General features: G+C 68.1%; 10 protein-coding genes. 8 read left to right on the forward strand and 2 right to left on the reverse strand.

Annotated features, from left to right (window positions below; all coding sequences use genetic code 11):
• Positions 1–59: 59 nt before the first annotated feature.
• Positions 60–2756: a phosphoenolpyruvate carboxylase gene (ppc, locus tag BI344_RS04555; protein ID WP_071111734.1), complete on the reverse strand. Its 2697-nt coding sequence runs from the start codon at positions 2754–2756 to the stop codon at positions 60–62.
• A gap of 235 nt (positions 2757–2991) precedes the next feature.
• On the opposite strand from ppc, the gene hemC reads away from it, so the two are divergent.
• The 8 genes from hemC (at position 2992) to BI344_RS04595 (ending at position 10847) form a co-directional block, all read left to right on the forward strand.
• A complete protein-coding gene (hemC, locus tag BI344_RS04560; protein ID WP_071111735.1) occupies positions 2992–3921 on the forward strand; it encodes a hydroxymethylbilane synthase in 930 nt (309 codons plus the stop codon).
• Positions 3922–3952: 31 nt separating this feature from the next.
• On the forward strand, positions 3953–4483 hold the full coding sequence (locus tag BI344_RS04565) for a DUF1697 domain-containing protein (RefSeq protein ID WP_071111736.1): 531 nt from the start codon (positions 3953–3955) through the stop codon (positions 4481–4483).
• Positions 4480–5211 (forward strand): uroporphyrinogen-III synthase, encoded by a 732-nt coding sequence (locus BI344_RS04570; RefSeq protein WP_083338605.1) that lies wholly within the window; start codon positions 4480–4482, stop codon positions 5209–5211. Before BI344_RS04565 ends, BI344_RS04570 begins: the two co-directional genes overlap by 4 nt.
• Positions 5208–6245, forward strand: a complete 1038-nt coding sequence (locus BI344_RS04575) for a uroporphyrinogen-III C-methyltransferase (protein ID WP_071111738.1) — start codon at positions 5208–5210, stop codon at positions 6243–6245. Before BI344_RS04570 ends, BI344_RS04575 begins: the two co-directional genes overlap by 4 nt.
• A gap of 3 nt (positions 6246–6248) precedes the next feature.
• Positions 6249–7457: a heme biosynthesis protein HemY gene (locus tag BI344_RS04580; RefSeq protein ID WP_071111739.1), complete on the forward strand. Its 1209-nt coding sequence runs from the start codon at positions 6249–6251 to the stop codon at positions 7455–7457.
• Between the two features lie 363 nt (positions 7458–7820).
• Complete coding sequence (gcvA, locus tag BI344_RS04585; RefSeq protein ID WP_071111740.1) at positions 7821–8741, forward strand: transcriptional regulator GcvA; 921 nt, start codon at positions 7821–7823, stop codon at positions 8739–8741.
• Positions 8742–8833: 92 nt separating this feature from the next.
• Complete coding sequence (locus BI344_RS04590; protein WP_071111741.1) at positions 8834–10420, forward strand: MDR family MFS transporter; 1587 nt, start codon at positions 8834–8836, stop codon at positions 10418–10420.
• Positions 10413–10847 carry a MarR family winged helix-turn-helix transcriptional regulator gene (locus tag BI344_RS04595; protein WP_071111742.1) on the forward strand — a complete coding sequence of 145 codons (435 nt, stop codon included), beginning with the start codon at positions 10413–10415 and terminating at the stop codon, positions 10845–10847. The genes BI344_RS04590 and BI344_RS04595 overlap by 8 nt, the downstream gene beginning before the upstream one ends.
• Before the next feature lie 15 nt (positions 10848–10862).
• Here BI344_RS04595 and BI344_RS04600 read toward each other — a convergent pair whose 3' ends face one another.
• Entirely contained in the window at positions 10863–12404 is a 1542-nt protein-coding gene (locus tag BI344_RS04600) for a sensor domain-containing diguanylate cyclase (protein WP_071111743.1), read from the reverse strand.
• Between the last annotated feature and the right edge of the window lie 131 nt (positions 12405–12535).

Raw genomic sequence — 12535 nt, forward strand, 5'->3', positions numbered from 1 at the left:
TGGCGCCATGGATTCTGCCGCGGTTACGGCTTCGCGCCGGGCCGCGGATTTTTTTACGTTCAGCCGGTATTGCGCAGGCCGGCCGAGGTGCCGTTGATGGTCAGGTGGATGGCGTGCAGCGTGTCTTCGTCTTCGGGCTCGGCGCGCAGCTTGGCCAGCAGGTCGATCTGCAGCAGGCCCAGCGCGTCCAGGTAGGGCAGCCGGGTTTCCAGGCTGCGGCGCAGCGTCGGGTTGCCCTCCAGCAATGCGTTTTGGCCGCTGATGGCGAAGAAGGCGTCGTGGGTCTTCTGCCATTCCGCCTCTATCATGCCGAACAGCCGCGCCGCCAGTTCGCGGTCGGCCACCAGGCCGGCGAAACGGCGGGCGATGCCCAGGTCGGCCTTGGCCAGCACCTGTTCCATATTGGACAGCATCACCTGGAAGAACGGCGAATGGCGGTATAGGCCCTGCAGCCGCGCCAGACCGGCGTCGCCGTGCTTCTGCACATAGGCGGCCACCGCCGAACCGACGCCGAACCAGCCCGGCAGCATCAGCCGCGACTGCGACCAGGAAAACACCCAGGGAATGGCGCGCAGGTCGGTGATGGCGGACAGGCTCTTGCGCGAGGCCGGGCGGCTGCCGATATTGAGCTTGGCGATCGCCGTCACCGGCGTCGCCTCCAGGAAGTACTGCATGAAGCCCGGCGTTTCCACCAGCGCGCGGTAGGCGGCGAAAGCGGTGCAGGACAGCTCCTCGAATGGCTGGATGTCGGTCTCGCCGCCCGGCGCATGGCCGAGGCTGGCCTCCAGCGTGGCGGCCACCAATGCTTCCAGATTGCGGCCGGCGATGGCCGGATCGGAATATTTGGCGGTGATCACCTCGCCTTGCTCGGTGATGCGGATGCGGCCGGCCACGCTGCCGGCCGGCTGGGCGACGATGGCCTCGTAGGATGGCCCGCCGCCGCGGCCCACCGAGCCGCCGCGGCCGTGGAACAGTTGCAGCCGCGCGCCGGCCTCGTCAAAACACTTCACCAGCCGGGTTTCGGCCTGGTACAGCTGCCACTGGCTGGTCAGGTAGCCGCCATCCTTATTGCTGTCGGAATAGCCCAGCATCACCTCCTGCACCCGCGTGCGGCTGTCCAGCAACTGCCGGTACCAGGGCAGGGCGAACAGCGCCGCCATCACCGCGCTGCTGTTTTCCAGGTCGGCGATGGTTTCGAACAGCGGCACCAGGTTGACGCTGGCGCGCGGCGCGCCGTTTTCCTGCCGGATCAGCCCGGCCTCCTTGCACAGCAGCGCCAGCGCCAGGATGTCGCTGACGCTGGCGCAGTTGGAGATGATGCACTGGCCGATGGCGTCGACGCCGAACTCGCGCTGGATCGCCGCCGCTTCGCGGAAGATGGCCAGCTCCTTGGCGGTTTCGGCGCTGTAGCGCAGATAGGGCGAATACAACAGCCGCGGCGTGGCCAGCTCGCGGGTGAGCACCCGCACCCGCGCCGCCTCGTCCAGCGCCCGGTATTCCTCCAGGCCGGCGGCGCTGAACAGCTCGGCCACCGCGCCCTCGTGCACCGCCGCGTGCTGGCGCAGGTCCAGCGGCATCAGGAAGAAGCCGAACACATCGACGGCGCGGATCAGGTTGGCCAGGCGGCCTTCGGCCAGCAGCGCGCTGCCGTGCGCGTGCAGCGAGTCGGACAGAGCCGCCAGATCGGCCGCCAGCGCGTGGTGGTTGGCATAAGGCTGGCGTTCGTCCCAGCGGCAGTTCAGCTCGACGCCGCGCTGCTGGGCGCTGGCGCGCAGTCTGCCCTGCATCGTCGCCAGCGCGCGGCGGTACGGCTCTTCGCTGCGGCTGACCGCGCCGTCCGGCGAGTCCGCCGCCAGCTCCAGCACCGTCGGACTGGCGCTCACCAGCCGCGACGACAGCGACAGCTCGCGATACAGGCTCTGCAATTCGCGCAGATAGTGTTCGAACGCCTGCTGCGCCTGGCGCGTCACCGCCTGGCGCAGCAGGCCGGCGTCGACATTGGGATTGCCGTCGCGGTCGCCGCCTATCCAGCTGCCGACGCGGATGAAGGACGGCAGGCAGGGCACCTCGCCCCACAGCTGGCCGATTGCGCGCTCCAGCCGCTGGTACAGCGCCGGCAGCGCCTCAAAAAAGGCCAGCGGGTGGTAGGCGACGCCGTTGGTGATCTCGTCGCGCACCGTCATCTTGAAATGGCGGATTTCCGAGGTCTGCCACAGGCCAAGGATCACCCGCTTGAGTTTGGCCTCAAGCTCCTCGCGCTCTTCAGGAGTCAGATCGGCGGCGTTGAGTTGGGACAGGAAGCGCCGCACCGCACGATGACCGTCCAGCACGCTCTGCCGCTGGACTTCGGTGGGGTGGGCGGTGAGGATGGCGCCGACCTGGGCGTGGCTGAGCAGCTGATGCAGGCTGTGGAAGCTGACGCCGTCCTGGCGCAGCTTGTGCAGCGCGCGGGCCAGGCTGCCTTGCTGCGGTAGCGAGCCCGCCAGCTGGTGGGCGCGGCGGCGGCGGTTGTGGTGCAGATCCTCGGCGATGTTGAACAGCTGCGCGTACAGGCCGCAGGCGCGCAGCAGCGAGGCGGCGGCTTCGGGCGCCAGCTGCGGCAGCGGGTGGCTGCGCTCATCGCCGCGGCGCTGGGCGATGGCCTGCACCGCGCCGTACACCACCGGGCCTTCCTGTTCGTTCACCACTTCGGCCAGCAGCCGGTCCAGGCAGGCCAGATCCGCCCGCAGCGGCAGGTCCTTGTCTTGTTCGCTCATGTTTCATCCCTGTTTTCGACTGGTCATCAATCGGCACTGCGCCAATGCCGATTCATCACCTGTCATAATCGAATGGCCATCATAAGCAGCTTGCGCGCCGTAGTGGGGAGACTACGGCAATTTCCGGCTATCGGCCTTGATCTTGCTGCGTCGCAGCAACATGTCGGCCAAGTCCATGCTGGCGGCGTGGTAGAATCGCCGCCTGACTTCACCCCTTCCGATGGGACCCGGTTTCATGGACAAGATCGTCATCGCCAGCCGCGAAAGCCGGCTGGCCATGTGGCAGGCCGAACACATCCAGGCCCGCCTGCAAGCGCTGTATCCGCAACTCGCGGTGGAAATCCTCGGCATGACCACCCAAGGCGACCAGATCCTCGACCAGACGCTGTCCAAGATCGGCGGCAAGGGCCTGTTCGTCAAGGAACTGGAGGTGGCGCTGGCCGAGGGCCGCGCCGATCTGGCGGTGCATTCGCTCAAAGACGTGCCGATGACGCTGCCGGACGGCTTCGCGCTGGCGGCGGTGTGCGAGCGCGAAGACCCGCGCGACGCTTTCGTATCCAACCGTTTCCAGTGCCTGGCCGAACTGCCGGCTGGCAGCGTGGTGGGCACTTCCAGCCTGCGGCGCGAGGCGCAGCTGCGCGCCCGCTTCCCGCAGCTGGTGGTGAAGCCGCTGCGCGGCAATGTGCAGACCCGGCTGAAGAAGCTGGACGACGGCGAATTCGACGCTGTCATCCTGGCCGCCGCTGGCCTCAAGCGCCTGGGCCTGGCGGAACGGATCAAGAGCGAACTGGCGCCGTCGGAAAGCCTGCCGGCCGCCGGACAGGGCGCGCTAGGCATCGAAATCCGCGAGGGCCGCGCCGATCTAGTGGCATTGCTCGCGCCGCTCAACCACGCCGAAACCCGCGCCTGTACCATGGCCGAACGCGCGCTGGCCAAGGAGTTGGGCGGCAGCTGCCAGGTGCCGCTGGGCGCCTTCGCCACCTTGAGCGAAGGCACGTTGACGCTGGGCGGCCTGGTGGCGCATCCGGACGGCTCGGTGGTGCTGACCGCCAGCGCCAGCGCGCCGGCCGACTACGCCGAGGCGCTGGGCCGCGCGGTGGCGAAGAAGCTGATCGACGACGGCGCCCGCCCGCTGATAGACGCAGTGCTGGCCGAACCGCGCTGAGGACAGGACCATTCAATAAAGGGAGGCTGGCATGGAGCACTGCATCGCACTGATACGCGGCATCAATGTCGGCAAGGCCAAGCGCATCGCGATGGCCGATCTGCGCCAGCTGGCGGCGGAACTGGGCGGCCAGGACGCGGTTACCGTGCTCAACAGCGGCAATCTGCTGTGCCGCTATGCATCGACGGCCGCGCTGGCCGCCGATCTGGAAGCCGGCATCGCCGCCCGCTTCGGTTTTTCCGCCCGGGTGATCACGCTGGGCGCCGACGCCCTGCCGGCCATCATCGCGGGAAATCCGCTGCGCGACATCGCCAGCAACCCTTCCCGTCTGCTGGTGGCGTTCAGCGCCGCGCCAGCGGCGTTGCAGGCCTGCCACGATCTGACCGAGCGGCAGACCGGCACCGAGCGCCTGGCGCTGGGCAGCCACGCCGCCTATTTCTGGAGCGCCGACAGCATTCTGGACAGCAAGCTGCTGCAGGCTTTCAACCAGAGGACGGGCGACAGCGTCACCACCCGCAATTGGGCCACGGTGCTGAAACTGCAACAGGCGCTGGCGCGGTGACGCGCGTCATGGTGGCCCGTCCGCCGGTCCAGGCCGCCGGCTTGCTGTCGCAGCTGCGGGCCGAAGGCTGGCAGGCGGAGCATCTGCCGCTGCTGGAGATCATGCCGCAGCCGGCGGCGCTGGCCGCCCTGCCATGGCAGGCGCAGCAGGCGGACACGCTGTTCTGGGTCAGCCCCAGCGCCATCGATACCGGCTGGCCGGCCTTGTCGGGCCAAAGCCTGGCCGGCAAGCGCCTGGCTTGCGTCGGCGCGTCCAGCGCGCGCCGCCTGCAGGCGCTTGCCGGGCAGCCGGTGCTGCATCCGCGCGACGGCAGCGACAGCGAAGCCCTGCTGGCGCTGCCGGAGCTGTCCGAGGTGCGGGGCCAGAACTGGCTGATCGTGCGCGGCGCCGGCGGCCGGGGGCTGTTGGCCGACACGCTGAGCGAGCGCGGCGCGCAGGTAGCGTTGGCCGAGGTCTACCGCCGCGTAGACGGCGCGCCCGACTGGCACGCCTTCGACGCCGCGCCGCCGGATGCCATCGTCCTCACCTCAGGCGAAATGGTAGAGCAATTGTTCCGACTGGCTGGCCCGAGTCGGGCGGGGACGCTACAATGCCTGCTATATTGCGTGCCGCATCCGCGCATCGCCGAGCGCTTGGCCGCGTTCGGCGCGACACGCATCGTGACAACCCGAGCCGACGATGCCGCACTGGTCGCCGGCCTCAAAGAATGGTTCCGTCGTCACCCATGAGCGAATCCCAGATCAACGAAGCCGTCCAGGCTCCGCCGCGCCCTGCCCGCAAACGCCCCAGCCTGGCCCTGTGGCTGGCCGTCGCCGCGCTGGGCCTGGCAAGCTGGCAGTTCTACACCACCCAGCAGCAGCTGGACTCGATGCGCCAAGAGCTGGCGCGCCGGCTGGCGGAAGGCAGCGGCGCCGGCAAGGAGCAGCGCGCCATCGCCGAGCAGGCGATGCTGGCCGCGCGCGCCACCGACGGCAAGCTGGCGCTGGTGGAGGCCCGCGTCAACGAGGCCGCCGGCCAGTACGCCACCCTCAACGGCATGTACCAGGAACTGACCAAGAACCGCACCGACTGGCTGCTGTCCGAGATCGAGCACACGCTGGCCATCGCCAGCCAGCAGCTGCAGCTGGCCGGCAATGTCGGCGCCGCGGTGTCGGCGCTGGAGATGGTCGACGCCCGGCTGGCCAAGTTCGACCGCCCGCAGCTGATAGGCGTGAAGAAGGCGGTGGCCACCGATCTGGAAAAACTGAAGGCGCTGCCGTATCTGGACAGCGTCGGCCTCACCGTCAAGATCGACCGGCTGATGCTGGGCGTCGACTCGCTGCCGCTGGTGGTGGATGCCCACCGGCTGGGCGGCGTCCATGCCGCCCAGCCGGCGGCGCTGCCGGCCGGCGCGCCGTGGTGGGAGCGCCTTTCCGCCGAGATCAGCGCCAGCTTGGGCGAGCTGATCCATATCCGCCGCATGGACAAGCCCGAGGCGCTGCTGCTGTCGCCCGAGCAGGCTTTCTTCCTGCGGGAAAACCTGAAGATGCGCCTGCTCGACGCCCGCTTGGCGCTGATGCAGCGCGACGGCAAGACCTACGCCGCCGACGTCGCCGCCGCGCGCGGCTACGTGCAGCGCTATTTCGACCGCGACGCCGCCGCCACCACCCAGTGGCTGGCGACGCTATCCGAACTGGAAGGCGCGCCGCTCGACATCAGCCTGCCCGACATGGCCGCCAGCCTGAAGGCGGTGCGCGATGCCCAAGGCAACAGCGGAGAGTAAACGGTGAAATTCGCATTGTGGATTACCGGCCTGTTCGCGCTGGCCGTGCTGGTGGGGCTGGCCTCCACCCTGAATACCGGCTATGCCATCCTGTTTTTGCCGCCGTACCGGATGGAGGTGTCGTTCAACCTGATGATCGTGCTGGTGATCGCGCTGATCATCGTCACCCACCTGACCTTGCGTCTGATCGCGCTGGCCACCGATCTGCCGCGCCAGGTGCAGCGCTTCCAGCGCCAGAAGAAGCTGAAGGCCGCGCGCCACGCGCTGCGCGAGGCCGGCATCGCCTTCTTCGAGGGTCGCTTCCAGAAGGCCGAGCGCGAAGCCGCCAAGTCGCTTGGCGATGAATACGCGCCGGAAAACCGCGCGCTGGCGCTGCTGATCGCCGCCCGCTCCGCCGGCGCGGCAGGCGCCGGCTCCAAGCGCGACGAATATCTCGTCCAGCTGGACCAATTGCCGGAGCGGCTGCAGCTGGCGCGCCATATGCTGGACGCCGAGCTGCGGCTGGAGGACAAGGACGCGCTGGGCGCGCTGGCGGCGATCGAGCGCGCGCGCGCCTTGTCGCCCAACCTCACCAACGCGCTCAAGCTGGAGTTGAAGGTCCGCTTGCTGCAAAGACAGCCGGAGGCCATCCTCGGCCTGACCGAGAAACTGCTGAAGGCTGACGCGGTGGAGCCGGAACAGGCGCGCCGCTACCGGCTGGCCGCCTATCAGCAACAGCTGGCGGGCATGCTGGGCGAGCGCGAAGTGCGCGACTGGCTGCGCCGCATACCGGAAGCCGAACGCGGCAACCCGCAATTGCTGCAGCAGGTGGTCAAGCATCTGATCAAGCTGCAGCAGTACGACTACGCCGCCACGCTGTTGGCCGGCGCGCTGGCCAGCGACGAGATGGAATTGCCTGAGCTGGCGCGCGAGCTGGGCCAGCTGGCCAACCACTTGAGCGTGGAAAAGCGGCTGGAGCTGCTGAAGAACGCCGAAGGCTGGCTGAAGCAGCGGCCGCGCGACCACTGGCTGCTGCTGGCATTGGGCCGCCTGGCACAGGCGCAGCAACTGTGGGGCAAGGCGCAGAACTATCTGGAGGCCAGCGTCTCGATCCAGCCGACCTTGTGCGCGCACGCCGAACTGGCGCGGCTGTTCGAGGCCACCGGCAAGGAGCAGCAGTCGCAGCAGCATTACCAGAAGAGCCTGGAAATGGCGTTGAACCAGGGTTGTTGAGCCGCGCCGGCTTCGGCCGCGATGCCGCCCGCCTGATTGGCCGGCGGCATTTTTCTTGCCGTTTTCCGCCGCGGGCAAAAAAATCGGACTCCCCAGGGAGCCCGCTCATGCCAACGTGGACTGGCAACAACAAATCGATACGAGAGTGCAGGCAGGCATCCTGTCAGACAATAAGGATGCCGAGCGGCGAAAGCTGTGCCAGAATCAACCATTATGCATGGTTGGCGTGAGTCCTATGCATACCGGCTGCCGTCGCCATGTTGCCGCAGCTTGCGACAACACCAGCCCCAGCATACGTGGCGGCGCGGTTTTACACAAAGCAGTTAATCTCATGAAAACTATGAAGAAAAGGCATGTAACAGCATGAAGCTGCCTCCGCTGAATGCCCTGCGCGTGTTTGTAGTCGCCGCCGAACACCTGTCGTTTACCCGCGCCGCCGCCGCGCTCAGCCTGACCCAGGGGGCGATCAGCCGCCATGTGCAGACGCTGGAAGAGTACTACGGCGCCACGCTTTTCACCCGCCAGGCCCGCGGCCTGGCCCTTACCGCCGAGGGCGAGGCGCTGCTCAAGCCGGCGCGCGAAGCCTTCCAGTTGCTGAACGAGGCCAGCGAGGCGCTGCGGCTGCGCCAGAGCGACCTCCGGGTACGGATGCCGCCGACGCCGGCGATGCGCTGGGTGCTGCCCAACCTGGCCGATTTCCAGGCCCGCCACCCCGAATACACGCTGCACCTGCTGACCCAGCTGATCCACAACAAGCCGTTCAACCGCGCCGAGTACGACCTGGCGGTGGTGGGGTTGTCCAGTCCCGAGGCTGCCGCCGACCTCAGATTGGAATGCATCTGCCGCGAGAAGCTGATCCCGGTATGCTCGCCCAGCCTGCTGGCCGGCAAGCATCCGCTGCACACACCGCACGACCTCAAGCACCACACCCTGCTGCATCCCTGGCGCGACCAAAACACCTGGAAGCGCTGGCTGAAGCTGGCGGGCGTGACCGGCGTCAATCCGGAAAGCGGCGTCACTTTCGACGCGCTGGAGTACGCGCTGCACGCGGCGGTGGCCGGCATGGGCGTGACGCTGGCGCAGGCCTCGATGGTGACCCAGGACCTGGACAGCGGCCGGCTGGTGATTCCGTTCGACACCGTGCTGGAAACCGAATGGGCTTACTACCTGGTGTATCCGCACGAACTGGCGGAGCTGCCCAAGGTGCGCGCCTTCCGCGACTGGCTGGTGGGCACCGTCGCTCTCAGCGAGGAAGCCAGCTGGCTGACCCGGCAGGGCTACTAAAGCGCCGTCACATTTCTTAACCATCATGGTTTGGACAGCCGGGGCGGCTGTCCGGCAAAATGCTTGCTATAGCAACTATTGACTCATCAACCATGAACGCTCCCTCCAATCCTTCCAGCCAGGCCAGCGGGCTGGATTTCCGCCAGCGCCTGCTGGCGATGCTGGGCCTGTGTTTCGTCCTGATCATGGTGGCGCTGGACCAGACCGTGGTCGGCACCGCGATGCCGACCGTGGTGGCCGACCTGCGCGGCTTCTCGCTTTACGCCTGGGTCGGCACCTCCTACCTGCTCACCTCGGTGATCACCGTGCCCATCTTCGGCAAGTTGGGCGACGACCATGGCCGCAAGCCCTTCGTGCTGACCGCCATCGTGCTGTTCACCGCCGCCTCCATGCTGTGCGGCCTGGCGCAGGACATGCTGCAGCTGGTGCTGGCGCGCGCGCTGCAGGGCGTGGGCGGCGGCATGCTGGTGGCGACCACCTTCGCCAGCGTGCCCGACCTGTTCCCGCACACCCGCGAGCGGCTGCGCTGGCAGGTGATGCTGTCGGCTTCCTTCGGCCTGGCCAACGCCATTGGTCCCTCGCTGGGTGGCTTCCTCACCGAATACCTGGGCTGGCGCTGGGTGTTCTTCGTCAACCTGCCGGTGGGCGTGGTCAGCCTGTGGTTCGTCTGGCGCTTTCTGCCGGTGATCCGCCATGCGGCGCACGCGCCCTCGCGGCTGGACTGGCAGGGCGCGGCGTTGATCGCGCTGTTCCTCGGCTCCTTGCAGTTGACGGTGGAGTGGCTGCCGCAACACAAGTCGCCGTGGCTGCTGAGCGCGCTGGCCGCGCTGAGCCTGGCCGCGCTGGTTGGCCTGGTGTGGTGGGAAAAGCGCAGTCCCAATCCTCTGCTGCCGCCCAGCATGCTCAGCCACCGCGGCCTGGCGCCGCTGTTCGGCCTGTCGCTGCTGATGGGCTTCGGCATGTTCGCGGTGATGTACTACGCACCCTTGATGTTCCAGGCCGGTTTCGGCCTGTCGCCCAACCACGCCGGCATCCTGGTGACGCCGCTGGTAGTGTTCATCACCATCGGCAGCATGCTCAACGGCCGCATCGTGCAGCGGCTGCGCCACCCTACCCGCTTGCTGAGCGTGGGGCTGCTGATGTTCGCGCTGACGGCGGCGCTGCTGAGCCAGGCCGGACCGGAGACCGCTCACTGGCTGATCATCGCCAATATGGTGATGGGCGGCCTGGGCCTGGGCCTGTTGATGCCCAATCTGACTATCTTCGTCCAGCAACTGGCGCCGCGCCGGCAACTGGGCGTGTCCACCGCGATGCTGCAGTCGACGCGGATGATAGGCGGCATGCTGGGCACCGCGCTGATGGGAGCGGTGGTCAGCCACCAGTTCCAGCACGGCGTGGCCGGCATGCTGGCCACGCAGCATGCGCAAGCCTGGCTGCGCTGGCTGGCCGATCCGCAGACCCTGCTCAATCCCGACAGCCTGGCGCAGTTCCGCCACGCTGCGGCGGCCGTAGGGCCGGAGCGGCTGCTGGCGTGCACCCGCCAGCTGCTGGTGGACGCCATCCACTTCAGCCAGTGGCTGGTGGCCGGCGGTCTGTTGCTGGGGTTGTGGCTGGCGAGCAAGGTGCCGGCGGTGGTGCTGTCTTCCGCGGTTTCGCCACAGGAGCCGCAACATGACTGACACTACGCCCAATCTGCTGCAACAGCTGGGCCGCAGCAGCCGCGCCATGTACGGCGCCTTCGAAAGCCGGGTGGGCCATGCGCTGCCGCGCTGGCGCATCCTGAAATCGCTAGAAGAGCTGGAAACGGCCAGCCAGAAGCGGCTGGCCTGCCATCTGCAGATGGACCCCGGCGCGCTCACCCGTCAGTTGAAGCAGCTGGAGGCGGAGCAGCTGGTGACGCGCAGCACCGATCCGGCCGACAACCGCCAGACCCTGGTGACGCTGGGCGCCGCAGGCCACGCGCTGCTGCGCGAGGCCGCGCCGCAGCGGCAGGCTTTTTTTCTCCAGGCGCTGGAGGGGATAGAGCCGCAGCAGCTGGACAGCGCGCTGCAGGTGCTGCGGCAGCTGGAGGAGCGTTTCCGCCGGATGGCGGCGGAGACGCGCTGAGCGTCCGGGGCCGGCTCAGCCGGTGGACGGGTCCGGTTGGTCGCCGGCGATTTCCATCCGGTTGCGGCCCTGCTGCTTGGCGCGGTACAGCTGGCGGTCGGCGGCTTCCACCAGCTGTCGGCTGTCCGGCGTCTCGCGCGGCAGCACCGAGGCGCCGCCCACGCTGATGGTGACGATGGCGGAGATCGCCGAGCCGACGTGGGGCAGTTGCAGATCGCGCACCGCTTCCAGCACCGCCTCGCCGACGCAGGCCACTCCGTCCTCGGTGGTGTCCGGCAACAGACAGATGATTTCCTCGCCGCCGTAGCGCGCCACCAGGTCCTGCGGCCGGCGCACGCTGCTGCGTATCGCCTGCGCCACCTCGCGCAGGCAGTAGTCGCCGCTGACGTGGCCGTAGTGGTCGTTGTACAGCTTGAAGTAGTCGATATCTATCATCAGCATGCCCAGCGGCGCGCCCAACCGGCGGGCGCGCCGCCATTCGCCGTCCAGGCTTTCCTCGAAGCAGCGGCGGTTGGCGATGCCGGTCACCGGGTCCACCCGCGACAGGGCCAGCACTTCGGCGTGCGATTGCTCCAGCGCCAGCGTGCGAATGCGCACCTGCTGCTCCAGCAGTTCCTGCTGGCGGTCCAGCTCCTGCTTGATCCGCAGCTGCTCGCTCATCAGCGCCCCCACGCACAGCGATACCACGGTCAGGATGCCGATATAGGTCTGCACGATGATCAGCGTGCTGTAGGCGGAGTAGCCCAGATAGGGGCCGCCGCCGTGGCGGGTGCCCCACAGCGCCAGCGTCATGATCAGCAGCAGCGCCAGCACCACCTCGCGCGGGGTGAAGCGGAAAGCCGCCCAGGCCACCAGCGGCAGCACCAGCATGTCCAGCGGATAGGTGGTGTCCAGCGTCGGGTGCCACCAGACGAAGATGCTGGCGGTCAGCAGGGTCACCATGCCGAAATAGGCCAGCATCTCGTACCAGATTTCGCGGCCGACCCTGGGCCAGCGGTGGCGGTGGAAAATCAGCAGCATGCTGCCGAACAGCAGCACGCCGCAACCGCTGCTCAGCCAGCGCAGACAGCCTTCCGCCACCAGCTGCTTCTGCGGCAGCTGGCCGGACAGATAGAGGCTGGCGACGGCGATCAGCGTGCCCAGCAGGGTCATCGCCACCACGATGACGAAAAACAGCAGGCAGTGGCTGAAACTGTCCAGCGGATTGCCGCGGCCAATATGGCGCCGCACCAGCCAGGCGCCCAGCAGTGTCTGCGCCAGCACGCCCAGCGCCACGCCGCAGGCCGGCAGCAGCCAGCCCAGGCCGTCGATCAGGGCGGACCATTGCCAGCCCTCGGCCAGCAGCGCGCCCAGCAGCACGCCGGGCCATATCCGCCGGCCCAGCAGCAGCATCGCCGCCAGCGCCAGGCCCGGCTGCGGCCAGACCACGCTGTCCATTCCCAGCTCCAGCATCAGCAGACGGCTGCCCAGCCAGGCCGACGCGCAATACAGCGCCGCCACCAGGACGCAGGCCAGCCAGTTGGGGGCAGCCGGAAAAGCGGAAAGAATGCCGCGCATGAAATTCCCTCTTGCAGACAGGCCGCATGCGCGGCCCAGCGGGGCAGTCCGATGCGGCGCCGTAAAGGCGGGAAGACAAGGACCGCGTCCTACTGTCATCGTAGTTGGCGCAGCCTGCCGACGCAGCCCGA

This window comes from Chromobacterium sphagni (genome assembly GCF_001855555.1).
In the GTDB taxonomy this organism is placed as follows: domain Bacteria; phylum Pseudomonadota; class Gammaproteobacteria; order Burkholderiales; family Chromobacteriaceae; genus Chromobacterium; species Chromobacterium sphagni.